Source organism: Myxococcota bacterium, assembly GCA_041389495.1.
GTDB lineage: Bacteria > Myxococcota_A > UBA9160 > UBA9160 > UBA4427 > JAWKRT01.
The window spans coordinates 1,118,538-1,144,310 of the sequence record JAWKRT010000002.1 but is presented as its reverse complement, the minus strand read 5'-3'; the positions used below and the strand labels follow the sequence as shown (position 1 = coordinate 1,144,310).

The following is a 25,773-nucleotide window of genomic DNA, read 5'->3' as shown; positions in this document are numbered from 1 at the left end:
CTAGGCCGGCGCCCGCTCCGCGGCGACGACGCGCGCAGCCTCGGCCTCGACGCGCGTGCCGCGGAAGAAGTCGGGGTTCACGCGCGTGTAGAAGCGCACGGGGTTCGCGAACACGAAGTCCCGGAAGTCGTCGGGCCCGAGGTGCCCGTGCTCGACGAGCTCGAAGGCCTCGCAGAGGATCTCGCTCATGTCGGGGACGTCCCAGTGCCCCATGTCCGAGCTGAACATCGCGCGCAGCCGCGCGCCCATCGGGTTCGAGGCCGCGCGGAACGCCCAGGCGACGGTCGGGTCGTCCGCCTCGCAGCCGAAGTAGAAGTGCGGCACGAAGCGCGCGGCGAGATCCTCGCGCCGCTCGATGCCGCAGGCCTCCCACTCGTCGAGGAAGGGCGGCTCGGGCTCGAGCTTCGCGAGGCTCTCGGCGAGCCCGGGCACGCCCGCGTGGAAGTGCGCATCCGCGTACTCGTCGAAGAGCCGCACGATGGCGTCGACGTCCATGCGCTTCGGGTCGAGGTGGTGGATGGCCTCCTTGTTGCGCTTCTCCCAGTGCGAGACGATGTCGGCGAACAGGATGCACGCCCATCCGACGCCGCCCTCGAGCAGCCCGAACGCGAGCTCGGGGAAGCGATGCGTCACGCCGCCCATGAAGAGCGAGCGGCACACCGCCTCGGCACTCGCGGCGAACGAGCCGAGGTGGTTCGCCATGTAGCTCGACACCGAGCGGCGACTTCCCCAGCCCATGCCCGGCGTGTGCGACGCGGGCGCGACGCGCAGCTCGACGCAGCGACGCCAGAACGGGTCGTAGTCGTACTCGGCGTCGATGCCGAGCGCATCGATGCGCTCGCCGCTCCCCGAGCCCCAGTTCGGCAGACGCGGGTCGTGCGCGGCCGCCTCGCCGCCGATCGGCCGGTGCACGAGCCCGTTGATCATGATCGCCTTCATCCCGAGCCCGCCCACGGCGTGCTCGAGCTCGGCGATCGCCTCCTCCGGCGTGTGCGTCGGGATCTGCGCGGCCGGCGTCATGCGGCTCGCGTACGGCGCGTAGGCGTCCGCGTTGAACGCGTTCAGCGCGCGGCACGCGACCTGCCTCACCTCGGCGTCGCGGATCGCGGTCGTCGTGAGCGTGCGGCTCCCGTAGAGCACGGCGAAGTCGATGCCGAAGTCGTCGAGCCGCTCGTAGAGGAGCTTCGGGAGGTGGCTCGTCGCGCGGTCGAGCGAGTTCGCGGCGGGCAGCGACCACCACGACGGGCGCGTCGCCCAGGCGGCGCGGCGCTCCTTCCACGAGAGGCCGCTCCACGGCCGCAGCACCATGTCGTCGAAGTCCATCCCGCCGACGGCGCGGAAGCGCTTCACCATGTCGCCGCCCGCGATGTCGCGGACGTAGTCCTCGAAGAACGGCATGAAGACGGGAGGCGTCTCGATCACGTGCCCGTCGGCGTCGATCACGGGGTGTCCGAGCTCGGTGCGCAGCCGCGCGGCGCGCGTCTCGCCGGCGCCGACGCTCACCGCGCGCCTCCGGCGCGCGCGAGCGCCTCGGCCTCGAACGCGCGCGCGTCGCGCTCGGCGAAGCGCGCGCGATAGGCGCACTCGGCGATGCGCGGCAGCGCCGCGTCGAGCGCGCGCGCGTCGAGCGCGGCCGCGACCTCGGGTGCGCCCGCGCGCGCGAGCATGGGCGCGAGGCGCGTGCGCAGGCGCTCGAGCGCCCACGCGAGCGGGTCGCCGTCGGCGACCGGGTCGAGGTGGATCATGTCGTTCGCGCGCTCGCGCCACGACACGTAGTGGTAGTGCGGATCCTCGCGGAAGCAGTCGAAGCGCAGGAGCTCGCGCTCCTCGCCGTCCTGCGTCGCGACCACGTGCAGCGACACCCCGCAGTCGTCGAGCGCCTCCGTCTGGCCGCGCTCGTCGCCACTCGCCGCGTCGAGCGTCGCGGCGGCCGCGATCGCGTCGGTGAGCAGCCGGTACTCGACGCCGACGCGCACGGCGCCGGCGTCGAACCACGTCGTGTGCGCCTCGACCGGCGGAATCGGCATCACGCTGTAGCGGGTCACGTGCGACACGGCGCGCGAGTCTACACCCGCGCGCCGGCCACTCGGGTAGGATCGTGCGCATGAGCACGGAGCCCGTCGCGACGACGGCGCAGGGGAGCTTCCGCGGCATCCGCGCGACGTTCGGCGAGCGCGTCGTGCATCGCTTCCGCGGGATTCCGTACGCCGCGCCGCCCGTCGGCGCGCTCCGCTTCGCGCCGCCCGCGCCGCCGCCTGCCGCACGCGGCGCCGCCCCGTTCGACGCGACGCGCTACGGCGCGGCGCCGCCGCAGCGTGCGACGCCGCTCACCGAGCTGCTCGGCATGACGCCGCTCGTCGCGACCTCCGAGGATTGCCTCACGCTGAACGTCGATGCGCCGCAGGACGCCGACGGGCCGCGGCCCGTCCTCTTCTGGCTGCACGGCGGCGCCTATCAGACCGGCACGGGCGCGGCCGCGACGTACGACGGCCTGCGGCTCGCGGCGCGCGCGAACGCCGTGGTCGTGACGTGCAACTACCGGGTCGGCGCGCTCGGCTTCGCCTACCTCGATGCGAGCGGGCCGCCCGGCGCGCCGCGCTGCGCGAACCTCGGCCTGCTCGACCAGGTCGCGGCGCTCGAGTGGGTGCGCGCGCACGTCGGCGCGTTCGGCGGCGACGCCTCGCGCGTGACCGTCGTCGGCGAGTCGGCGGGCGCGGGGAGCATCCACGCCCTGCTCGCGATGCCGCGCGCGCGCGGCCTGTTCGCGGGCGCGATCGCACAGAGCGGCGCTCCGGACGGCTTCCTCCTGCCGCAGGAGGCTCGCGAGCGCACGGCGCGCCTGCTCGACGTGCTGGGCGTCGACGCGCGCGCGCTTGCGCACGCGCCGGCCGATGCGCTGCTCGACGCGCAGGAGGAGGTCGCGACCGAGCGGCTCTGGCGAACGGGCATGTTCTTCGCGCCCGTCGTCGACGGCGACGTGCTCCCCGAGTCCCCGCTCGAGGCTGCGCACGCGGGGCGCCTCGCACCCGTTCCGCTCGTCGTCGGGACGACGCGCGACGAGCTCCAGCTCTACAAGTACGGCGCGCCCCGCATCGACATCCCGGCGGACGCCGTCGCGAACGCGCTCGCCGGCCAGCTGCCCGGCCGCGCGTGCGGCGACCGCGCGCGCGCGCAGCGGCTCGTCGACGTGTTCCGCGCCGGGCGCGCGGCGCGCGGCGAGAGCACGGACGGGCTCGACCTCGTCTACGCGATCCAGGCCGATCTCGCGATGCGCACGCCGGCCGCGCGCATCGCCGCGCTGCACGCCGCGCGCGGCCACGCGGCCTACGCGTACCGCTTCACGTGGGCCTCGCCGCTGCAGGACGGCGCCCTCGGCGCGTGCCACGCGCTCGACTGTCCGTTCGTCTTCGGCACGCTCGACGCGGCGCCCGCGCTCGTCGGCGACGCGCCGTCCGCGCGCGCCGTGTCCGACGCGATGATCGACGCGTGGGGGCGCTTCGCGCACGGGGGCGCGCCCGCGTGCGATGCGCCGGGCCTCGGCGACTGGCCGCGCTACGACGCGCGCGAGCGCGCGACGATGGAGATCGGCGACCCCTGGCGCGTCGTGCGCGCACCGGCCGAGGAGGAACGGCTCGCGATCGAGGCGCTGCTCGACGCCGCGTGAAGCACCGCGCTTCCGCACCCGGAATCACTCGCGCGCTATGGTCGCATCGCGCGCGACCGCGAGAGCCCACTCTCCCCGCGACGTCGCGCGAGAAGGGAGCGCCGCGTGAAGGACCTCGATCTCGACGATTTCCAGTCGAAGCTCGTCGTGCGGAAGATCCGCCTCGAGGACTTCGACGCCCTCGTCGCGCTCGAGGAGAAGTGCTTTCCCGGCGCGCAGACGTGGGAGCGCGCGCAGGTCGAGAGCCAGCTCGCGACCTTCCCCGAAGGCCAGATCTGCATCGAGTTCGACGGCGAGGTCGTCGCGTCGTCGAGCAGCCTGATCGTCGACTTCGGCGACTACGATGCGTGGCACAGCTGGCGCGAGATCGCCGACTCGGGCTTCATCCGCAACCACGATCCGGACGGCGACACGCTGTACGGCATCGAGATCATGGTCGACCCCGAGTTCCGCGGATACCGGCTCTCGCGGCGCCTCTACGAGGCGCGCAAGCAGGTGGCGCGCGAGCACAACCTGCGGCGCATCATCATCGGCGGCCGCATCCCGGGCTACGGCGACCACGCCGACGACATGACCGCGCGCGAGTACGTCGAGCGCGTGATCGAGCGCAGCCTGTACGACCCGGTCCTCACCGCGCAGCTCGCGAACGGCTTCGCGCTCCAGGGGCTGATTCCCGACTACCTGCCGAGCGACGTCGAGTCGCGCGGCTACGCGACCTACCTCGAGTGGCGCAACCTCGACTACCGCCCGAACCCGGGCCGCCACCTGCGCTCGGTCTGGAACCAGCGCATCGGGCTCGTGCAGTACTTCATGCGGCGCATCGACTCGTTCGAGGAGTTCGCGACGCAGTGCCGCTACTACGTCGACACCGCGGGCGACTACCTCGCCGACTTCGTCCTCCTGCCCGAGCTCTTCACCACCCAGCTCCTCTCGTTCCTCGACGAGCGACAGCCGGGCTTCGCGGCGCGCAAGCTCGCCGCGTTCACGCCGCAGTACCTCGAGCTCATGTCCGACCTCGCGATGAAGTACAACGTGAACGTGATCGGCGGCTCGCAGTTCGTCGAGGAGGAGGACGGGCTCTTCAACGTCTCGTTCCTGTTCCGCCGCGACGGCACGATCGACCGGCAGTACAAGATCCACGTGACGCCGAACGAGGCGCGCTGGTGGGGCGTGCGCGGCGGCGACCGCGTGAACGTGATGGACACCGATCGCGGGAAGATCGCGGTGCTCGTCTGCTACGACATCGAGTTCCCGGAGCTCGCGCGCATCGCGGTCGCCCAGGGTGCGAACGTGCTGTTCGTCCCGTTCAACACCAACGACCGGCTCGGCTACCTGCGCGTGCGAAGCTGTGCGCAGGCGCGCGCGATCGAGAACCAGTGCTACGTGGCCATCGCGGGCTGCGCGGGCAACCTGCCCTCGGTCGAGAACGCGGACATCCACTACTCGCAGTGCGGCATCTTCACGCCGTCCGACGTCGGCTTCGCGCGCGACGCGATCGCCGCCGAGAGCACGCCCAACATCGAGACGGTGCTCGTGCACGACGTCGACGTCGAGCTGCTCCAGCGCAACCGCGCGAACGGCACGGTCCGCCCCTGGACCGACCGCCGCAAGGATCTCTACTCCGTCCACTGGACGGCCGACGACGGGACGGGACGCTCGGTCTAGCGCGTGCCGCGGCGCCCCGACCCGCTCGCCAGCACGCTCGGCCGTCGCGCGTTCTTCGCGCTGCTCTACTTCACCGAGGGCGCGCCGATCGGCTACGTGTGGTGGGCGCTGCCGACGCGGCTGCGCGACGCCGGCGTCGCGATCGACGACGTCACGAAGCTGTCCGCGCTGCTCACGCTGCCGTGGGCCTTCAAGTTCCTGTGGGCGCCGCTCGTCGACGCGCTGCGACCGCGGCGCGCGGGGCTGCGCGCGTGGATCTCGGGCGCGCAGCTCGCGATGGGTGCGACGCTGCTCCCGATCGCCGGCCTCGACCCCGTCGCCGGCTACGACCTGCTGCTCGTCGCGCTGCTCGCGCACGCGTTCGCGGCGGCCACGCAGGACGTCGCGATCGACGCGCTCGCCGTCGCCTCGACGCCGGCCCGCGAGCGCGGCGCGACCACGGCCTGGATGCAGCTCGGCATGCTCGCCGGGCGCGCCGCGTTCGGCGGCCTCGCGCTCGCCGCCGAGGCGGTGGTCGGCGCGCGCGAGGTCGTGCTCGCGCTCGTCGCGGTGGTGTGGGCGTCGAGCGCGTTCGTGTGGCTCGCGCGCGAAGCGCCGAGCGCGGTCGGCGGGAGCGCGCGCGAGCGCTTCGGTCGCTTCGCGCGCGGGCTCCTCGAGGTGCTGCGGCGTCCCGTGACGTGGCTCGGCCTCGCGATCGCCGTCGTCGCGGGCGCCGCGATGGAGGCGGCGGGCACGGTCGCCGGCCCGCTGCTGATCGACCGCGGCCTCGACAAGACCGACGTCGGCGCCTTCTTCGCGGGCCCGGGCGTGCTGTGCATGGCGATCGGCGCGCTCGTCGGAGGCCGCCTGTCGGACGGCCCGCGCGATCGCGCGCACGCGCTCGCCGCGGCGATCGGCGTGCTCGCGCTCGGCGTCGCGGCCCTCGCCGCCGCGGCGACGCAGGGCGCGGGCGTGCCGCGCGCGCTGCTGCTCCCGACGCTCGGCTTCGTGTACCTGCTGTTCGGGATCTACACCGCGAGCGCCTACGCGCTCTTCATGGAGATCACCGACCCGCGCCTCGGCGGCACGCAGTTCAGCGCGTACATGGGCGGCATCAACCTGTGCAGCGTGTGGTCGGCGTGGACGGTCGGCGCGCTCGCGGCGCGCTTCGACTACCCGCTCGCGCTCGGCGCGATGGCCGCCCTCTCGCTCGCCGCACTCCCGCTCGTCGCCCTCGTCCGGCGCCTCGGCCCGCCGCGCGACGCGTTCACACCCCCTTGAGGTCGCGCAGCGCGGCGCGCGCCTCGAGATCCTCGACGGCGGCCTCGGCGCGCGCGAGGAAGGCGTCGGCGAACACGCGGCGCGCCGGCGAGGCGTCGTCGGGGAACGTCACGACCTGACAGCTCGCGGGCACGGTGTAGGCGGCGTGGAGGCGGTGCGCGCGCCACGCGTCGTCGAACGCGATCGGCTCGCCGCCGTTCGCCGCAAAGGCGTCGAGCCACACGCGCCACAGGTCGCGCTCGTGCGCGCGGCGGTCGTCCACCGCCATCGCCATCGTCAGGAAGTAGGAGACCTCGCGCAGCGGCGTGCCCACGTGCACGATGCCCCAGTCGAGGAAGCCCGTGCGGCCGGCGTCGTCGAAGAGGTTCCCGACGTGCGTGTCGCCGTGCACGACGGTGCGCGGCCCGTCCTCCCAGGCCGCGTGCACGGCGTCGCGCCGCGCGACGTAGAGCTCGGCGAGCTCGGCGAAGGCGGGAGCGAGCCGCTCGCGGTGGTGGTCGAGCCCGTAGCGCAGACGCGTCACGCCGTAGTCGCTCGGCGGGTCGGGCGCGCGCACGAACCCGGCCTCGGCGCGGCGCCGCTCGGCGCTCGCATAGCGAGCGTGCATCTGCGCGAGCTCCTCGAGCGCACGCGCGGCCGCGTCGGGCGCGACGCCTTCCGGCCCGGTCGAGATCGTGCAGCCCGTCGCGCGCAGGTCCTCGAGCAGGAGCGCGAAGGCGCCCGTCGCCTCGTCGCAGAGCGCCGCGTGCACGGCCGGCGTGCGGAGCGCGAGCCGGTGCGCGAGCCGCTCGTAGAAGAGCGCCTCGCGCAGGCCCATGCCGGTCGCGGCGATCGCGGCGCGCGTCGGCTCCCGCGTCGGCAGGAGCTTGCAGAAGAGCGTCGCCGGGCATCCAGCGTCCGCCTCGTACGCGACGCGAAGACGCGCGTGCGCGTTCGTCGCCTCGTGCGCCTCGACGAGCTCGACGCCCGCGACGCGCACGCCCGGGTGGCGCGCGGCGAGTGCGGCCTCGAGCCAGCGCGCATCGACGTCCTCGGCGGTCGCGGGCACACCCGGCATTCGCTCCCCCTCTCGCGCGCCGCCGTCGATACCATGCGCGCCGCGGCCCGGGCAAGGCGGGAGCGCGCACCCGAGCCGGTGCGTGCGGCGGCAGGAGGAAGGCGCGTGCGCATCGGGATCTTCGTCTCCGAGACGTGGGGCGGCGGGTCGGACGTCGCCGAGGTGCGCGCGCGCGCGCAGCGCGCCGAGGCGCTCGGCTTCGCGAGCGCGTGGGTGCCCTACCTGCCTTGGTCGCTCGACGCGCTCGCCTCGATCCAGGCCGCGGGCGACGCGACGCGCGCGATCGCGCTCGGCACGGCCGTGATCCCGACCTACCTGTTCCACCCGCTCGCGCTCGCGCGCCAGGCCGCGACCGTGCAGGCCGCGATCGGGCGCCCGATCGAGCTCGGCATCGGCTGCTCGAACGAGGCCGTGATCGCGATGCACGGGCTCGCCTACGAGCGCCCGGCGCAGCACGTGCGCGAATACCTCGGTGTGCTCGACGCGGCGCTGCGCGCGGGCGCCGCGCCGGCCGGCGAGCGCGAGCACGCGGGCCTCGTGCAGTTCGAGGGCGAGCTCTTCCGCGTCGGCTCGATCTACGGGACGCCCGGCGCGAGCCCGCTCGGGAGCGTGCTCGTCGGCGCGCTCGGCCCGCTCATGCTGCGCGCGGCCGGCGCGCTCGCCGACGGCACGATCGCGACGTGGAGCCCGCCGCGCGCGATCGAGCGCGCGATCGCGCCCGAGCTCCGCCGCGCCGCGCAGGACGCGGGCCGGCCCGAGCCGCGCATCGCGGGCGTCGTCCCGGTGCTCGTGACGAACGACGCCGCGCGCGCGCGCGACGCCGCGCGCGCGCACTTCGCGACGTACATGCAGCTCCCGCGCTACCGGCGGATGGTCGAGCTCGGCGGCACCGACGACATCGCGGACGCGTGCATCGTCGGCGACGAGCGCGCCGTCGCCGGCGCGCTCGCGCGCTACGCGGACGCGGGAATGACCGATCTCCTCGCCGCACCCCTCTCCGACGCGGGCGCGACGTGGGAGCGCACGGCCGAGGCGCTCGCCGCCCTCGCCCGCTGAAGCGCGGCGGCGACGCGGGGCGGGATATGCTCCGCGCGCCGTGGCCCCCGACGACGACGCACTCCGCGACCGCGCCGGCGACCGCGACCGCACCGCGAGCGCGCACGCGGATGCGGACGCGCGCCTGCGCGTGCTCGCGCTCGAGCTCGGCACGGACGAGCCGGAGAGCGCGCTCCGCGCGCGCGCCGCCGCGGCGCTCGGAATCGCCGCGCACGAGGTCGAGCACCTGCGGGTCGCGCGCAAGGCGCTCGACGCGCGGCGGCGCGGCGGCGCGCACGCGCTGCGCTTCGTCGTCCACGCGGACGTCGCCGTCGCCCGCTCGGCGTCGCGCGCGGCGATCGCGCGCGCCGTGTCCGCGAACCGCGCGCGCGAGCTCCCTCCGCCCGCGCGGCTCGAGGTCGCCGACGCGCAGCCCGGCTGGCGCGGGCGGCGCGCCGTGGTCGTCGGGAGCGGGCCGGCCGGCGTCTTCGCCGCACACGTGCTCGCACTCCACGGCGTGCGCGTCGACGTGCTCGAGCGGGGGCCGGCGCTGCGCGAGCGCGGTCGCGCGGTGGCGCGCTTCGTGCGCACGCACGAGATCGACCGCGAGGCGAACCTGCTGTTCGGCGAGGGCGGTGCGGGGACCTACTCCGACGGGAAGCTCTATACGCGCACGCAGCACGCGCTCGAGGAGCCGATCGTGCGCGCGCTCGTCGAGTGCGGCGCGCCCGAGGCGATCGCGTTCGACGCGCGCGCGCACATCGGCACGGACGTGCTGCACCGCGTGCTGCCGCGGCTGCGCGCGCGGCTCGAGGCGCTCGGCGTCGCGTTCCGCTTCGGCGTGCGCGTCGAGGGGCTGCGCACGGCGGCCGGCGACGCGGATCGACGCGTGACGGCCGTGCGCACGACGCACGGCGACGTCGAGGCCGACGCCGTCGTGCTCGCCGTCGGGCACAGCGCGCGCGACACGCTGCGCGCGCTCGTGCGCGACGGCGTCGTCGCGGTCGCGAAGCCCTTCCAGCTCGGCGTGCGCGTCGAGCACCCCCAGGAGCTCGTCGACCGAGGGCGCTACGGGCCGCGCACGGCGGTGTCGGACGCGCTCGGCCCCGCCTACTATGCGCTCGTCCGGCGCGCCGACGGCGCCGCGCCGGGCGTCCACAGCTTCTGCATGTGCCCGGGCGGACAGATCGTCGCCGCCGTCTCCGAGCCGGGCCTCCTGTGCACGAACGGCATGAGCAACTCGCGCCACTCGTCGCCCTTCGCGAACGCGGGCATCGTGGTGACGGTGGACCCGCGGCGGCTCGCGGGCGACGACGCGTTCGCGGGCGTCGCGTTCCAGGAGGAGCTCGAGGCGCGCTTCTACGAGGCGGGCGGCGGCGGGTTCGCCGCGCCCGCACAGCGCGTCGACGACTTCCTCGCCGGCCGCGCGAGCCGCGCGCTGCGCGCGACGAGCTACAAGCTCGGCGCGGTGCCGGCGCGCATCGACGCGCTGCTGCCCGGCTGGATCGCCGACGCGCTGCGGCGCGCGCTCGGCCGCTTCGACCGCGAGATCCCGGGCTTCGCGAGCGACGCGGGAATGTTCGTGGGCGTCGAGTCGCGCAGCTCGGGGCCCGTCCGCCTGCCGCGCGACGCGCGCACCTTCCGCGCCGAGGGCTTCGCGAACCTGTTCCCGGCCGGTGAGGGCGCGGGCCACGCGGGCGGCATCATGAGCGCGGCGATCGACGGAGCGCGTGCGGCGCAGGCGATGCTCCGATCGCCTGCGCCGCTTTCGTCGAGCCAGGGGTAGCTGCTGCTCGCTTCGAACCCGTTCTGCGTTTCGTGGAGCCCGGCTAGAGCTCCCAGGTCGCCATCGCGGTGAGCCGGCGATCGTAGATGTCGTCGCGCTCCGAGACGGCGGCTTCGTACATCACGCCGAAGGACACGCCCCACTTCGTGGGCAGCCGGATGCCACCGCCGAAGGTCACGAGGTCGTGACCGGCGATGTTGGGCGATCCGAGGTTCGCCACGTCGGCGCCCTCGAACGGCCCGGTGGCGAGCGCGGCCTGCGCCGTCGCGAGCGTCAGCGTCCCGCCGCCCGCCGCCTTCGACAGATGGATCGGGTTCGTGCCGTCGCCGCCCTTCGTGTAGTGGAGCCCGTTGACCTCGAGGAACGGCACCACGTACTTCACGGCGGAGTTCGTCACCTCGAAGCCGTAGTCGATGTGGAAGTTCCAGAACATCGACTGGCTGTTCGCCTTGCCGTCGATGGGAACCTGGCCGCCGAGGCCGGCGACGACGTTGGCGTTCTCGAGCCCGAGCGCACCGAGGCCCCAGCGGAAGGTCGCCGACGGGATGATCACACCGTCGCCGTAGCCCTGGAAGATCTCGTCGTTGCCGAGCGGGATCTCGTAGCGGAGCGCGCCGGACAGGATGAAGTCGTGCTCGGGCATGTCGACGAGCGACGCCTTGAGACCGACCGTCATGTCCATGAAGCCCGTGTCGTCCTGCACGATCGGATTGTCCGGCCGGAAGATCGTGACGCCGTCCTTGGTGGCGATGAACGCGATCCGGTCGGTGAGCGCGAGCCGGATCTGGAGTGCGGCGACGTTCACCGTTCCGCCGAGGAACGCGCCGTTCTCCGGCAGCTCGTGCCGGACGTACACGAAGTTCAGGCCCGACGTGATGTGCGGATCCTCGAACAGGTAGGGCATGCCCATCGGGCCGAACGCGTTGCTCGGCCGCGGGCTCCGCTCGGCGCAGTTGAAGTCCGGAAGGAACGTCCAGTCGTCGCAGCCGTCGGCGGCCGACGCGCCCCCCGCGACGACCACCCCCCACAGCGCAAGCACGATCGTGACGCGACGCTTCGAGATCCTCGACATCCTCGCTCCCCGTTCCCCGTCCGCGACCCCATCCATCGATGGCCCGGACGTGTGACGCCCCCGCCCGGCCTCAGCCTCGTGCGACCAGCGGAAGGCTCGTGAACCCCTGGACGAACTCGGTGCGCAGCCGCTCGGCGCGCGCGAGATCGAGCTCGTACTCCGGCGCGACGGCGAGCAGCTCCTCGAGCGCGATGCGCGCCTCGAGCCGCGCCGTGTGCATGCCCAGGCAGACGTGCGGGCCGTGCCCGAACGCGATCGTGCGCTCGCGCCTGCGTGCGATGTCGAAGCGGTCGGGCTCCGGGAACTCGCGCTCGTCGCGGCCGGCCGACGCGAACAGGAACATCACCTTCTGCCCGGGCCGGAGCGTCTCGCCGTGGAGCTCGATCTCCTGCGCGAGGGTGCGGCCGAGCATCTGCGTCGGCGTGGTGTGCCGCAGCGCCTCCTCGAACGCGTCGGGAATGGCGGCGGCGTCGGCAGCGAGCACGCGGCGTTGATCCGGGCTCTCGCGCAGCCGGCAGACGAGGCTCGCGAACGCCTTGGGGAACGTGTCGGTGCCCCCGATCAGCGCGAGGCACAGGTACGAGGCGATCGTCGCGTCCGACATGCCGCCGTCGAGGTCGGTGCCGAGCAGCACGCCGAGCAGCCCCTTCCACCGATGGGGCTGTGCGCGCATCTCCTTCACGTACTCGAAGTAGTACGAGAACATCTCGCGCGCGGCCTGGTGGCCGGCGTCGGTGATGCCGCGGTGGCCGTCCTCGCGCTCCATGATCGCGTTCGACCACGCGAGCATGCGGTCCTTGTCCTCGAAGCGCGTCCCGCCGAGCTCGCACACGACGCGGATCGCGACCTGCGCGGCGAAGTCGCGCACGACGTCGATCCCGCCCGTCTCGCGCAGTCCGCGCGCGAGCGAGCGCGCGCGCTCGCGCACCACCGGCTCGAGCGCCTTCACCGCGTTCGGCTTGAACGCCGGGCTGATCAGGCCGCGGTACTTCGAGTGCGCGGGCGGGTCCATCGACGTGAGCGCCGGGTTCACCGCCTCGGTGCCGATCAGCAGCTGGCCGGGCGTCGTGCCGCGCGACGAGTCGAGCGCGCGGTAGCGCGAGTTGACGGACCAGATGTCCTCGAACCGCGACAGGAACCAGCAGTCGTACTCCTCGAGGTAGAGGGCGGGCCGCTCGTCGCGCATCCGGCGATACACCGGGTAGGGGTCGTCCTTGATGGCGTCCGAGTACGGGTGGTAGTCGACCATGCCTGTCTCGCTCTCCTGACCCGGACGGCGCCGAAGCGCGTTCCTGCGACGCACGCATGCGTGTGCAGACGGCGTGCCATCCCCGGCCGGCGCGAGCGCGACCTCACCCGTGCGCCGCGGCGCACGCGCGCGCGCGGTGCGTCGCGTCGTCGCAGCGCACTGCCCCACAGCGAGACGCCGAGACACGCGCATCGCGCAGTCCGCGCACGCGGGAGCGCGTTAGGCGGCCCGTTGCGACGCGCAGCCGCTGGCACGTCGATTGCTCCTCGGGAACATGGGAGGGCCGGGTGCAACAGTGCGTTGCACGGTCGGTCGTCGCGAAGGAGCGCGGGCCTCGGAGCGGGCTCGCCTCGAAGAGGAGCTCGAGTCGTGGCACGTACGGTCTTCACCGGCGCCAACCTGATCGACGGCCTGCACCCCGCGCGCCCCGCGCAGACGGTGGTCGTCGACGGCAACCGCATCGCCGAGGTCGGCGACGACGGCCGGGTCGCGACCCGGCCCGACGACCGCGTCGTCGCGCTCGCCGGCCGGACGCTGATGCCCGGCATGGTGCAGTGCCACTTCCACTCGCACTTCGGCGCGTTCGGCGACGGTGTCACGGCGCCGGCGCTCGGGCTCGAGGCCGCCCCGCCCTACCTCTCGATGCTCGCGGCCGTGAACGCGAAGACGTCGCTCGACTGCGGCTTCACGAGCGCGATCGGGTCGAGCAACGCGTTCGCGATCGACGTGAGCCTCAAGGAGGCGATCCTGATGGGGCTGATCCCCGGGCCCCGCTACCTCGCGGGCTCGCGCGAGATCGTCGTGACGGGCGAGGCCTCGGACTACCCGAACAACCGCAACTTCTTCATGGAGCTCGGCTGCACGGGCCTGACGCGCGCCGCGAACGGCGCGGACGGCTGGCGGTTCGCCGCGCGCGAAGAGGTCGGACGCGGCGTCGACGTGCTCAAGATCGCCGCCGGGCCGGGCCACGGCTCGTCGCCGGCGGTCGACTACATGTACCCGTCGCGCGAGGAGCTGCGGGCGGCGGTCGACGAGGTGCACAAACGCGGCCGCAAGACGCGCGCGCACGCGCCGTCGCGCACGTCGATCCTCGAGTGCGCGCTCGCCGGCGTCGACATCATCGACCACGCCGACATGCTCGACCAGGAGTGCATCGACGCGATCCTCGACGCGGGCTCGGTGGTCGTACCGAGCATGCTGTGGTCGAAGCGCTTCCTCGAGCTCGCGGAGAGCTGGGACCACGACGCGCAGGTGCTCCCGATCAGCGAGGGCTTCCGCGAGACGCCCGCGCAGGTCCGCGCGCGCATCGCGGCCGTCCGCCGCGACTACGAGTACACGCGCGAAGCCATCCCGGCCGCGGCAGCAGCGGGCGTTCCGATGGTCGTCGGTGACGACTTCGGGACGCCGCTGCTGCCGCATGGCGACTACGCGGCCGAGCTCGTGCTCTACGTGAAGGAGCTCGGCGTCGACCCGCTCGACGTGATCCGGTGGGCGACGGTGAACGGCGCGCGCGCCATGGGGATGGGCGACGAGCTCGGCGTGGTCGCGGCGGGGCGGCTCGCCGACCTCGTCGTCGTCGACGGCGACCCGCTCGCGGACATCGCGGTCCTCGGCGACCGCGCGCGCATCCTCGCGGTCCTGAAGGACGGCGTCTTCGAGCGCGACGCGCTCGGCGCCGCGTCGGCGCGCTAGGCGGACCTCCGCGCGGAGTCGGGCGCCCCGCTCCGCGCGCAGGCGAAAGAAGGAAGGAAGGCCATGTCGAAGCACGATCGCGCGGAGGACCTGCTCGAGCGGTTCCTCGCACTGGCGGTGGTGGGCATGCTCGCAGAGGTGTTCGCCCTCGTCTGGATCGGCGTCTGACCGAGCCGCGCCGCCGGCGTCCCGCGCCCGGACGCTAGGCGGCGCGCGTCACCCCGCTCGCGGCGCTCTGCGCCGCGAGCGCCTTCGCCACGACCGGGTGCACGACGGCCCCGGCGCGCACGTTGACGCCCGCGGCGAGGCCGCCGTCGGCCGCGACCGCGCCCTCCGTGCCCGACTCCACGAGCTTCAGCACGTACGGCAGCGTCGCGTTCGCGAGCGCGAACGTGGAGGTCCGCGGCACGGCGCCCGGCATGTTCGTCACGCAGTAGTGCACGACGCCGTGCTCGACGAACGTGGGCGCGTCGTGCGTGGTCGGCCGGCTCGTCGCGAAGCAGCCGCCCTGGTCGATGGCGATGTCGACGACGACCGCGCCGGCCGGCATCGCGGCGACCGTCTCGCGCGACACGAGCTTCGGCGCCGCTGCACCGGGCACGAGCACGGAGCCGATCGCGAGGTCCGCGCCGCGCACGAGCGCGTCGACCGTCTCGCGCGACGAGCGCGCCGTCGAGATGCGGGCGCCGAAGCGCGCGGCCAGCGCGCGCAGGCGGGCCAGCGAGAGGTCGACGACCGTCACGTGCGCGCCGAGCCCGATGGCCATCTCGGCCGCGTTCGTGCCCGCGACCCCGCCGCCGAGCACGACGACGCGCGCGGGCTCGACACCCGGAACGCCCCCGAGCAGCACGCCGCGCCCGCCGTTCTCCTTCTCGAGACAGTGCGCGCCGACCTGCACGGACATCCGGCCGGCGACCTCGCTCATCGGCGTGAGGAGCGGCAGCGAGCCGTCGGGCGCGGTCACGGTCTCGAAGGCGATCGCGGTGGCGCCCGACGCGCACAGCGCGCGCGCCTGCGCCGGGTCGGCGGCGAGGTGGAGGAACGCGAAGAGCGTGTGGTGCGGGCGCAGCCGGCGGCACTCCTCGAGCTGCGGCTCCTTCACCTTGACGATCAGGTCGGACTCGGCGAACACGGCGTCGGCATCGGGAGCGATGCGCGCGCCCGCCGCTTCGAACTCGGCGTCGTCGATGCCGACGCCCGCGCCCGCACCCGCCTCGACGACGACGGAGCCCCCGGCCGCGACGACCTCGCGCACACCCGCCGGAACGAGTCCGACGCGGTACTCGCGCACCTTGACCTCTCGCGGAACCCCGACGCGCACGGACATGCCCTCACGCCTCCCCGATGCGTCCTCTCGCGGCGTCGCGCGCGCGGCGATGCGCCCGCGATGCCCCCGGCGGCGGCCCTCGTTAGCGGCGAACGCGCGCGCGGGTGGAGCCGAAAGCTTGCGGAGCGGGCCGATCCTCGATTCGATACCCGGCCCGAAGGCCATCGAAGCCGTCGCGAGGCTACTCCCGAAGCCCGTCCGACCCAAACCGGCCCGTCGCGCGCCGCGCCCCACGGACCGATCGGAGCCGCTCCGTGCTCGTCGACCTGCTCGTGACCGCGCTCGGTCTCGCCCTGCTCGTCGGCGGCGGCGACGCCGTCGTGCGCGGGGCGTCGGCGCTCGCGACGCGGCTCGGCGTTCCGCCGGTCGCCGTCGGCCTCACCGTGGTCGCGTTCGGCACGTCGGCGCCCGAGCTCGCGGTGAACCTGACGGCCGCGCTGCACGGCTCGACGTCGCTCGCGTTCGGCAGCATCGTCGGCTCGAACCTCGCGAACATCGGGCTGATCGTCGGCGCCGCCGCGCTCGTGAGCCCGCTCGCGATCCACGACGTGATCATCCGGCGCGAGGTGCCGATGATGCTGCTCGCATCGCTCGTCGCGCTGTGCGTCGGCGCCGACGCGCTGCTCGCGGGCGGCCGCCCCGACGCCTTCGATCGCGCCGACGGTCTCGTCCTCCTCCTGCTCTTCTGCGTGTTCGCCTACTACACGCTCGGCGACCTCGCCGCGCGCGGCGACGCGCACGCGGACCCGGAGCGCGCCGCCGCCGTGCGCATGCCGCGCGCGATCGCGCAGACGGTCGGCGGGCTCGTCGGGCTCGCGGCCGGCGGCGCGACGACCGTCGAGGGCGCGACGGGCGTCGCGAGCGCGCTCGGCATCTCCGACGACGTGATCGGCTTCACGCTCGTGGCGGTCGGCACGAGCCTGCCCGAGCTGACCGCGAGCGTGATGGCCACCTGGCGCGGCCACACCGACCTCGCGGTCGCGAACGTCGTCGGCTCGAACATCTTCAACCTGCTGTTCGTGCTCGGCCTGACGTCGACCGTCGCGACCGTGCCGCTGCCGCCCGGCGGCGTCACCGACCTCGTCGCGGTCGTGCTCTTCTCGCTGGTGCTGCTCGGCGTGTCGCTCAGCCAGGGGCACCGCATCATCCGCGGCGAGGCGGTCGCGCTCCTGGCGGCCTACGCCGGCTATCTCGGCTACCGACTCCTCTAGCGCGCGCGGCCGCGCGGAGGGCCCGCGCGACGCGACACGGGAGGCGCGATGAGCGACGAGCGGAACGACGGCGAGCGGACGAGCGACGCCGCGCGCGGCGGGCGGGGCTGGGGCCTCGCGCTCGGAACGGCCGCGGCGATGGCGGCGATCGCGCTCTGGGTCGCGACGCGGCCGGTCGCCGCGCCGCCGCCCGAAGGAGCGCCGAGCGGCGGGGATTCGCCGACCACCGCCGCGCGGGAAGCCGATGCGGCCGCGCGAGGCGAGAGAGAGAGCGCGCCCGACGACGCTCGCGAGCCCGCGCCGCCGGGCCCCGCACCGCTCGTCCGCAGCGGCGAGACGCTCGCCCTCGACGCCGCGCGCGTGGCGGAGCGCACGACCTTCGCCGTCCGCGTCGCGCTCCCGACGCCGCCGCCGGGCGCTCCGCCCGCGCGCGCGCGGCTGCTCGGCGACGGCATCGAGCCGCAGTGGCGCGAGGTGCGCGTCGCGCCGGGTGCGGACGCCGGCGCGGACGGCGAGGCGACGATCGAGCTCTTCGCGCCCGAGCTCGTGCCCGGGCGCTACGTGATCGAGGTCGAGACGCACGAGCACTCGCACATGCCGCTGCGACGCTATGCGATCGAGGTGCGCTAGGCGCGCGGCCCGGAGCGCCGGGCGCGCGTCGCGGGGCGTGCGGGCCCGCGAAGCGCGCGCACGCTAGGCGCGCCGCGCTCCTCGGCGGCGCGCGCGCCGCGCGAGCCCCAGCACGCCGATCGCACCCGCGCCGACCGCCCAGGCCGGAAGCGCGGGCGCCGCGTGCTGCGGCGGGTCGTTCGGGTCGAGCGGGTCCCAGCCGTTCGCCACCTCGGTTCCGTCGTCGATGCCGTCGTCGTCGCTGTCGGGGTCGAGCGGGCTCGTGCCCCAGGTGGCCTCGTCGACGTCGGACAGGCCGTCGCCGTCGTCGTCCGCATCGCAGGCGTCGCCGAGCAGGTCGCCGTCGAAGTCCTCCTGGAGCGGGTTCGGCGTCGACGAGCAGTTGTCCACCGCGTCGAAGACGCCGTCGCCGTCGGTGTCGTTGGTCGCCGCGTCGCAGGCGTCGCCGATCCCGTTCGTATCCGCGTCGCTCTGCGTCGGGTTCGCGACGTCGACGCAGTTGTCGACGCCGTCGAACGCGCCGTCCTCGTCGCGGTCGATGCCCATGCGCGTGCCCGACCCGGGCGGCGCGCACGTGTAGGTGATGGGGCCGTTCGCGGCGACCAGCGCGCGCAGCGCGGCGGACGTGAGGAGTGCCCCCGTGTCGTCGCGGTAGTCGCCGCTCGCCTCGCGCGCGAAGCCGCGCGGCACACCGCCGACGGCGCCCTTCGCCACGACGTCGCACTCGGTCACCGCACCGCCCAGCACGAGCGACGAGAAGGACGTGCCCGCGCGCGCCTCGAGCAGGTCGATGCGCGGCCCGGCGACGCCGGCGTTGGTCGCCGTGAGCGTCACCTGCTGCCCGACGACGGGCGCGAGGTCGGACGGGAAGGCGAGCGCATAGGCCTCGAGCTGGGACTCCTGCGTGTTGTTCAGGCTGAAGACGGGCGCCTCGAGGAAGTGGTCGACGGTGTCGACGCTGCCGTCGTGCAGGAAGCCGAAGCCGCGGATCTGGTCGCCCATGAAGGTGCTGCCGGTCGAGAGACCGAACATGCCGACCTTCGCATAGAGGTTGCGCATGTGCGCGACCTTGAAGAACTGCGGCTCCGCCTCGAAGCTCTGCTCGCCGCCCGAGCCGAAGAAGCCGAGCGCCGGGTTCAGGTTGTGGCAGCCCTGGCAGGTCGCGATCGTGTCGGAGTTCGGCGGGGTGTTGCCCGGCGCCTGCTCGAACGAGCCGAACAGGTTGGCGCCCGTCTGCTGCGTCGCGGTGAGCGAGTTGTCGAGCGCGCGCACCGGGTTCGGCGGCAGCACGACCTGCAGCATGAAGTCCGAGAACTGCTGCATCTCGCCGGCGGTGATGGTGCCGTGCTTCCCGACGAGCCCCTCGAACGCGACGATGAAGTTGCGGAACGAGAGATCCTCGTCGCAGGGCGCCGTCAGGTTCGGGTTCTGGTTGCACGGGTCGGTCCCGAAGAAGCCGTCGACGCGGTCGCCCCGCCAGTGCATGCCGCCGTGCGTCGCGAGGCCGCGCAGGGTCTGCGTCGTCATCGGGCCCTTCATGGGATGGAAGGTCGCACCCGTCGGCAGCAGCGGAACCGCGCCCGGCTGGTTGTTGGTCGAGACCGCGGCGTCCGGGTCGCCGAGGTTCCACCCGAGCTGGTCCATGTCGCCGAACGTGTGGCAGCTCGCGCACGACGCCTCGCCGTTGCCCGACGTGAGCGTCGCGTCGTACAGGAACCGGCGGCCGTCCGTGATCGACGCCGGCTCGGGATTCGGGAGCGCGTGCGTCTCGACGATGGCGCCCGTGCCCGTGTCGATCACCTGGAGCGCGTTGTCGAAGCGCGCGAGCACGAACAGCCGGTCGTTCGTCTCGTCGAGCGCCATGCCGCTCGGCCCGCCGCCCGTCGCGATGTAGCCCGCGCTCGCGATCGTCGGGTCGAAGTTCGCCTCGAACGACGGGTCCTCGATCGCGGCGGCCGCGAAGACGCCGATGCGGTTCGAGCCGAGGGCCGCGACGTACACCGTGCTGCCGTCGCTCGACACGAGGATCTGCGTCGGCGTCGCGAGGCTGTGCGCGATCTGCGCGTCGATCGCGGCGTGGTTCGCGCCCGCGTCCGTGTGCCGCTGGCCGTAGTCGATGTGCTGGTTCAGGTGCTGCGGGTCGACGCTCGGCCCGAGCGGGTCGAGCACGCTGATGCGCGACTCGGAGAGGTGGCCCTGCACGGTGGAGCCGCCGTGCACGCCCGGCCCCTCGAACAGCACCTCGTTCCGCGACTCCGTGTTCGTGACGTAGACCTTCCCGGTGACCGGGTTCACGGCCATGTTGAAGAGCGTCGTGCCGACGTGATCGAACTCCTGCACCGAGGCCGGCGCGAGCGTGTCGGCGTCGATCGAGAAGACGTCGTGGTCGGGGAGGTCGAAGGCGACGAGGCCGCTCCAGTCGCGGCCGAGCGTGTCGCGCCAGGCCGAGCCGTCGTAGCGCACGATGACGCCCGTCTCGGGCGCGGCCGCGCCGGCCGCGTTGTCGTCGGGGCCGGGCACGCCGCCCGGCGCGGCGCCGCTCGGCCCCGCGCCCGCGAAGCCGTCGGGCACCATCGTCTCGTTGATCACCGTCGTCTCGTTTCCGGACTGGAAGGCGGCGACGTAGACGGTGCTGCCGTCGGGCGTCGCCGCGAGCGCGCGCGGCGTGTCCGCGAAGAACGAGAGGATCTCGACCGGAGTTCCGCCGACGGTCGCGCCGAGGCTCGTCGCGTCGAAGACCCAGACGTCCGCGCGCCCGACGCCCGGCGTCGTCAGCTGCGGATCGCCCGCACCGGCGACGCCCGCGATCGACGCGTCGGTGCGGTGCTGGCCGCGATGGGCGGTCGTGATGAACGCGCGGTCGAACGCGGCGCCCGCGAAGACGATGTCGCGCGGCTCGTCGCCGACGAGCAGCGTGCGCACGACGCGCGCGGGCGTCGTCGACAGGTCGACGATGCTCACGCTGTCCGAGAGGTGGTTCACCACCCAGACTTCGGTGTTCGTGCGCGCGGCGACCGCGACCGGCTCCATGCCGACCGGCACCGAGTCGATGCGCGTCAGGCTGCCCCCGGTGTTCGCGAACACCTCGAGCCGGTTGTCGGGCGTGTTCACCGCGAAGACGAGGCTCCCGTCCGGCGACAGCGCGACGGGCCGCACGTGCCCGCTCTCGAACGCGACGAAGGACGTCTGCGCGAGCGCGGCGGACGCGGCGACGAGGGACAGGACGAGCGGGACGAAGAGCGCGGCGAACGGGCGCGGCGACGGAGAAGGCGGAACGTGCCGCGACGGCGGCGGTCGGAGCAGCGGGGCGCGCACGAGCATTCCTCCCGGCGGTCGCGCGCGGGAGGCGTCGTCGGCGCGCGACCGGGACGAGCCCGCGGCGGCCGGCGGCGCGAGGCCCGCGCCGGGCCACCCGGCAGGGGCGGCCCTTCGTCGGAGCCGCCCGCCGGGCGGCCCTTGCCAGGTTGGGAGTACCACGCGAGGCGCGGATGTGTCACGCGCGGAGAGGCGGAGCGGGTGCTCGCCGCGCCTAGCGCCCCACCGCCTTGCGGAAGCGCTCGACGACCTCGCCGAGCAGGTCGCGCGCAGCGCCCTCGTCGCCCGGCACCGGGAGCTGCGTCAGCTGGAAGTCGGTGATGCCCTGGGCGGCGAGCGCGGCCACGGGCTCGAGCGTGCGCGCGACGTCGACGCGCTTGCTCGCGTCCTTGTGGATGCGCAGCGTCAGCGTCGTCTGGAAGCCGGTCGCATCGCGTCCCGCCTCGGCCAGCGCCTCGCGCACGAGCGCGAGCCCCTTCGCCGGCTCGATCGCGTCGTCGCCCCACGGAATCCAGCCGCTCCCGAAGCGCGCGATGCGCCGCAGCACCATCTTGTTGAGCCGGCCGCTCACCCAGATGGGCACGCCGCCCGGCTGCACGGGCTTCGGCATCATGTGGATCTTCTCGAACGCGAGCTCGGGTGCCGCGTAGGCGGCGCGCGGCTCGCGCCACAGCAGCTGGCAGACCTCGAGCGTGTGATCGAGCAGCCGGCCGCGCCCCTCGAAGCCGAGCCCCGCGGCCTCGTACTCCTCGCGCTGCCACCCGACGCCGACGCCGAGGTCGAGCCGTCCGCACGAGAGCACGTCGAGCGTCGACGCCACCTTCGCGAGCACGACGGGCCGGCGGAGCGCGGCGATCAGGATGCCCGTCTGCAGACGCGCGCGCTTCGTCACGCCCGCCACGACCGCGAGCGTCGTGAGCGGCTCGAGCCAGAGCCCGTCGGAGTCCGTCGGCTGGCGCCCGCCCGCGATGCCGCCGACGGCCGGATTTCCGTAGGCCTCGAGATCCTCGCCGTACACGACGTGGTCCGAGACGATCAGGCGATCGATGCCGCACTCGTCGAGCAGGCGCGCGCGATCGAGCAGCGGCTGGAAGCCGCCGACGCCGGGGTCGGTCGCCGCGAAGTTGCCGAGGTGCATCGAGAGCGCGGGAGTCGCGGGAAGCGGGCTCGTCATGGGGGCTCCTGTCGGGGTCCGCGCCGCGCGGCGCGGCGGTCGTGGGCGGGTGCGCGCGCGTCGCGGACGCGGCTCAGCCGACGTCGATCTTCGCGCTCGGGAGATCCTTGTTGCTCCAGTGCTGCTCGAGCACGCGGCGGTAGCCCGTGTACCGGATGCGCCAGCGTCCGTCCTGCTTCACGTACTCGTCGCGATAGAACGAGGCCATCTCGATGTTCGTGCCCGACGGCTTGTGGATCGTCTTGTGCGTGAAGAACCAGACGCCGGTGGCGCGGCCGTCGGCGTGGATCTCGATCTCGGGGTGGCCGAGCTGCCAGATCGAGCGCAGCCCCGAGCCCTCCGCGTGCGTGCCGCGCAGGAACTCGAGCACGGACTCGACGCCGTCGTAGCTGTACTTGCCGTCGGAGTACTCCGCCTTCACGTCGGGCGTGAGCAGCTCGCGCATGGCTTCGACCTCGCCCAGCATCATGAAGCGCATGTAGCGGTACTTGAGCGTCTTGATCTCCTCGACCTCGAGCTGGTCGAGGAGGCGCTTCTCGGTCGCGGCGTCCATCGGTTCCCTTCCGCTTCGTTCGCGGCGTGTCGTCGCCGGCTTCGTCCGCGCGACTCCGGCGCGCCTAGCCGACGCGGCGGATCACGTCCTCGGCATAGCGTTCCATCGCCTTCTTCTTCACGTCGAGCTTCGACGGATCCTCGCCGTCGTGGAGCCACGGCATGTTGCCCCACGGCGTCTGCATCCACGGGAGCGTCCCCGTGTCGCCCGCGCCGAGCGACTCGAGCTCGCGCGCGAGGTCGGGCTTGAGGAAGCCCATCAGGCTGAAGACGATCTCGAAGGGCCGATCCGCGCAGCCCTGCTCCTCGCGCAGGGCGTGCAGCTCGCGGATCGTCGCGAGCAGCGCGTCCTTCGGCTGCGGGACGCCGAACCAGCCGTCGTTGCGCGCGGCGCGGCGCAGCGCCGGCCGGCTCGAGCCGCCGACGAGGATCGGGACGTGGCGACGCGGCGGGGCGGGCGCCATCAGCGCGTCCTGGAACGCGAAGCGCTCGCCCTGGTGCGAGACCGTCTCGCCCGTCCACAGCTTTCGCATCACCGCGATCATCTCGTCGATGCGCGCGCCGCGGTCGTCGAAGTCGACGCCGACGATGTCGTACTCCTCGCGGATCCAGCCCGAGCCGATGCCGCAGCGGATGCGGTCGCCCGAGAGCACGGCCGCCGTCGAGATCGCCTTCGCGGCGGTGAACGGGTCGCGCAGGCCGAGCAGGTAGATGTTGGTCGCCAGCTCGAGCCGCGTCGTCGCCGTCGCGATCGCCGCGAGCGTGACCCACGGGTCGGCCCACGGGAGGTCGTCGGGCCACCACGTGCGGCCGTCGGGCGTGTAGAGATACCGGCTGTCGTGCTTCATGGGCATCACGAGGTGGTCGGCGATCGTGATGCCGTGGAAGCCGACCTCCTCGGCGAAGCGCGCGATCTCGACGTACTGCTCCACCTCGGGAACGTTCACGAGCGACAGCCAGAACCGCATCCGCACCTCCCTCTCGACGCGCCGCTCGACGAGCGAGCGGCCGCGCACGATACGCCCTCGGCCCCCGCGCACGCCAGCGCTTCCGACCGCGCGCCTCGGGAGGAGACCCCACTGCGCGCAGGGGCTTCCCCGTCTCCAGCGCGAGTGCGCTCGGAGCCGATGAAGCGCGAGCGGCCGAGGCCGCTTGCCCGGGCCGCTGCGCGCGTCGTGCCGCCGCTCCGGACGACCCTTCGTCGATGGAGAGGCCGACGATGCCCGAACCGAGTGCGATCGCGCGCCTGCTGCTCGACGAAGGCGTGATCGATCGCGCGCAGCTCCGCTACGCGGAGCGCGTCCACGCGAAGCTCGCGACGAAGCGGCCGATGGCCGACGTGCTGCGCGAGCTCTTCGCCATCGAGCTCGAGACGGTGCGCGACGTGCTGCGCAAGCGGCGCACGGAGATCCGGCTCGGCGAGCTGCTCGTCGAGCTCGGCCACCTCACGCAGGACGAGCTCGCCCAGGCCCTCGAGCTCCAGCAGGGCGCCACGGACGAGAAGCAGCGCCTCGGCGAGGTGCTCGTCGACCACGGCTTCATCGACGAGTCGACGCTCGTCGACGTGCTGTCGCTCCACCTCGGCGTGCCGCGCGAGGAGCCCGACCCCGCGCGCATCCGGCGCGAGGACCTCCCGCGCTTCCCCATCAAGTGGTGCCAGGAACACGACATCGTCCCGATGCGCCGCGTCGACGGCGGCGTCGTCGTCGCCTTCTACGACCCGACCTCGAAGCGCATGCTGCGCGCGGCCGAGGAGATCTACGGCAAGGGCAACGTGGTCCCCGCGATCGCGCGCCGCAGCGCCATTCGCGAAGCGCTCGCGAACCTCGGCGGCGTGCGCGAGGAGCACGGGCCGCTGCGCGTCGAGGAGTCCGCCGTCGTCCGCGTCGTCGACGAGCTGCTGCAGTCGGCGGTGGAGCGCGGCGCGAGCGACGTGCACGTCGAGCCGCGCAGCGATCGCATCCACGTGCGCTTCCGCGAGGACGGCGTGCTCGTGCCGTACCGCGACTTCCCGCTCTCGATGGCGAGCCCGCTCGCGAGCCGCATCAAGGTGCTCTGCAACGCCGACATCACGGAGCGCCGCCGCCACCAGGGCGGCCGCTTCATGTTCGACACGGGCCGTCACCACCTCGACATGCGCGTCTCGATGTACGTCACGGTGCACGGCGAGAAGATCGTGCTGCGCCTGCTCAATCACGATCGCCGGCTCGTCACGCTGCAGGATCTCGGGATGGGCCCGCGCATGCTCGAGCGCTTCCGGGAAGGGGCGCTCGAGCTCCCGAGCGGCGTGCTCCTCGTGACCGGCCCGACCGGCTCCGGCAAGACGACGACGCTCTACAGCTGCATCGACGAGATCCGCAACGAGGAGACGAGCATCATCACCGCCGAGGACCCGGTCGAGTACGTGATCGACGGCATCGCGCAGTGCTCGATCAACCCGGCGATCGACCTCTCGTACGAGGAGACCCTCCGCCACATCGTGCGCCAGGATCCGGACGTGATCGTGATCGGCGAGATCCGCGACACGTTCTCGGCGGAGGTCGCGATCCAGGCCGCGCTCACCGGCCACAAGGTGCTCACGACCTTCCACACCGAGGACACGATCGGGGGCCTGCTGCGCCTGCTCAACATGGACATCGAGGCGTTCCTCGTGTCGTCGACGGTCGTGAGCGTGCTCGCGCAGCGCCTGCTGCGGAAGATCTGCGACGGCTGCTCGCAGCCCTACGTGCCGACGCCGGCCGACGTGCGACGCCTCGGCTACGCGAAGGACGCGCTCGCGGGCGGCGACTTCCGCGTCGGCGCCGGCTGCGAGGCGTGCCGGCACACGGGCTACAAGGGGCGCATCGCGGTCTTCGAGCTGCTCGTGCTCGACGCCGCCGTGCGCGACGCGATCCTGATGCGCCAGACGTCGCACCAGATCCGCACCATCAGCCGCGAGTCGAGCGGGCTCGTGAGCCTGCTCGAGGACGGCATCGCGAAGGCCGCCGCGGGGCGCACGACGATCGCCGAGATCGTCCGCATGCTCCCGCGGCTCGACCGGCCGCGGCCGCTCTCGGAGCTGCGGCGCCTGGTCGGCGCATAGGA

The 25,773-nt window shown here is 73.7% G+C and carries 19 protein-coding genes; 9 read left to right on the top strand and 10 right to left on the bottom strand.

Going from position 1 to position 25,773, the window contains the following annotated elements; genetic code table 11:
- Both R3E88_15720 and R3E88_15715 read right to left on the bottom strand, forming a co-directional pair.
- On the bottom strand, window positions 1–1,503 hold the full coding sequence (locus tag R3E88_15720) for an amidohydrolase family protein (protein MEZ4217934.1): 1,503 nt from the start codon (window positions 1,501–1,503) through the stop codon (window positions 1–3).
- Window positions 1,500–2,054, bottom strand: coding sequence for a hypothetical protein (locus R3E88_15715; protein MEZ4217933.1), 555 nt, complete (start codon window positions 2,052–2,054; stop codon window positions 1,500–1,502). Before R3E88_15715 ends, R3E88_15720 begins: the two co-directional genes overlap by 4 nt.
- 50 nt (window positions 2,055–2,104) lie before the next feature.
- Between R3E88_15715 and R3E88_15710 the strand changes: the two genes are divergently transcribed.
- From R3E88_15710 to R3E88_15700, 3 genes are all read left to right on the top strand, one after another.
- Window positions 2,105–3,664, top strand: a complete 1,560-nt coding sequence (locus tag R3E88_15710) for a carboxylesterase family protein (protein MEZ4217932.1) — start codon at window positions 2,105–2,107, stop codon at window positions 3,662–3,664.
- A 105-nt stretch (window positions 3,665–3,769) separates the two neighbouring features.
- A complete protein-coding gene (locus R3E88_15705; protein MEZ4217931.1) occupies window positions 3,770–5,329 on the top strand; it encodes a GNAT family N-acetyltransferase in 1,560 nt (519 codons plus the stop codon).
- Between the two features lie 3 nt (window positions 5,330–5,332).
- Complete coding sequence (locus R3E88_15700; GenBank protein ID MEZ4217930.1) at window positions 5,333–6,589, top strand: MFS transporter; 1,257 nt, start codon at window positions 5,333–5,335, stop codon at window positions 6,587–6,589.
- Here R3E88_15700 and R3E88_15695 read toward each other — a convergent pair.
- A complete protein-coding gene (locus tag R3E88_15695; GenBank protein MEZ4217929.1) occupies window positions 6,576–7,646 on the bottom strand; it encodes a phosphotransferase in 1,071 nt (356 codons plus the stop codon). The genes R3E88_15700 and R3E88_15695 overlap by 14 nt on opposite strands.
- Before the next feature lie 105 nt (window positions 7,647–7,751).
- Here R3E88_15695 and R3E88_15690 point away from each other — a divergent pair, with 105 nt between their 5' ends.
- A complete protein-coding gene (locus R3E88_15690) occupies window positions 7,752–8,702 on the top strand; it encodes a TIGR03564 family F420-dependent LLM class oxidoreductase (GenBank protein ID MEZ4217928.1) in 951 nt (316 codons plus the stop codon).
- A gap of 40 nt (window positions 8,703–8,742) precedes the next feature.
- Entirely contained in the window at window positions 8,743–10,467 is a 1,725-nt protein-coding gene (locus tag R3E88_15685) for an FAD-dependent monooxygenase (GenBank protein MEZ4217927.1), read from the top strand.
- A gap of 43 nt (window positions 10,468–10,510) precedes the next feature.
- On the opposite strand, the gene R3E88_15680 is transcribed toward R3E88_15685, so the two are convergent.
- Window positions 10,511–11,539: a hypothetical protein gene (locus R3E88_15680; GenBank protein ID MEZ4217926.1), complete on the bottom strand. Its 1,029-nt coding sequence runs from the start codon at window positions 11,537–11,539 to the stop codon at window positions 10,511–10,513.
- Window positions 11,540–11,609: 70 nt separating this feature from the next.
- A complete protein-coding gene (locus R3E88_15675) occupies window positions 11,610–12,788 on the bottom strand; it encodes a cytochrome P450 (protein MEZ4217925.1) in 1,179 nt (392 codons plus the stop codon).
- A gap of 369 nt (window positions 12,789–13,157) precedes the next feature.
- Here R3E88_15675 and R3E88_15670 point away from each other — a divergent pair, with 369 nt between their 5' ends.
- Window positions 13,158–14,480, top strand: coding sequence for an amidohydrolase family protein (locus tag R3E88_15670; protein MEZ4217924.1), 1,323 nt, complete (start codon window positions 13,158–13,160; stop codon window positions 14,478–14,480).
- 202 nt (window positions 14,481–14,682) lie between these two features.
- Here the strand turns inward: R3E88_15670 and ald are convergent, their stop codons facing one another.
- Entirely contained in the window at window positions 14,683–15,801 is a 1,119-nt protein-coding gene (gene ald, locus R3E88_15665) for an alanine dehydrogenase (protein ID MEZ4217923.1), read from the bottom strand.
- 260 nt (window positions 15,802–16,061) lie between these two features.
- Between ald and R3E88_15660 the strand changes: the two genes are divergently transcribed.
- On the top strand, window positions 16,062–17,018 hold the full coding sequence (locus tag R3E88_15660) for a calcium/sodium antiporter (protein ID MEZ4217922.1): 957 nt from the start codon (window positions 16,062–16,064) through the stop codon (window positions 17,016–17,018).
- A gap of 48 nt (window positions 17,019–17,066) precedes the next feature.
- Window positions 17,067–17,648, top strand: a complete 582-nt coding sequence (locus R3E88_15655; GenBank protein ID MEZ4217921.1) for a hypothetical protein — start codon at window positions 17,067–17,069, stop codon at window positions 17,646–17,648.
- A gap of 63 nt (window positions 17,649–17,711) precedes the next feature.
- On the opposite strand, the gene R3E88_15650 is transcribed toward R3E88_15655, so the two are convergent.
- From R3E88_15650 to R3E88_15635, 4 genes are all read right to left on the bottom strand, one after another.
- On the bottom strand, window positions 17,712–20,963 hold the full coding sequence (locus R3E88_15650; protein MEZ4217920.1) for a thrombospondin type 3 repeat-containing protein: 3,252 nt from the start codon (window positions 20,961–20,963) through the stop codon (window positions 17,712–17,714).
- Window positions 20,964–21,177: 214 nt separating this feature from the next.
- A complete protein-coding gene (locus R3E88_15645; protein ID MEZ4217919.1) occupies window positions 21,178–22,137 on the bottom strand; it encodes a TIGR03619 family F420-dependent LLM class oxidoreductase in 960 nt (319 codons plus the stop codon).
- 73 nt (window positions 22,138–22,210) lie between these two features.
- The gene (locus tag R3E88_15640; protein MEZ4217918.1) at window positions 22,211–22,690 is read right to left on the bottom strand and encodes a nuclear transport factor 2 family protein; all 480 of its coding nucleotides are present in this window, start codon (window positions 22,688–22,690) and stop codon (window positions 22,211–22,213) included.
- A gap of 64 nt (window positions 22,691–22,754) precedes the next feature.
- Complete coding sequence (locus tag R3E88_15635) at window positions 22,755–23,705, bottom strand: TIGR03619 family F420-dependent LLM class oxidoreductase (GenBank protein ID MEZ4217917.1); 951 nt, start codon at window positions 23,703–23,705, stop codon at window positions 22,755–22,757.
- 203 nt (window positions 23,706–23,908) lie between these two features.
- On the opposite strand from R3E88_15635, the gene R3E88_15630 reads away from it, so the two are divergent.
- Window positions 23,909–25,771, top strand: a complete 1,863-nt coding sequence (locus R3E88_15630) for an ATPase, T2SS/T4P/T4SS family (protein MEZ4217916.1) — start codon at window positions 23,909–23,911, stop codon at window positions 25,769–25,771.
- The last annotated feature ends 2 nt before the right edge of the window (window positions 25,772–25,773 follow it).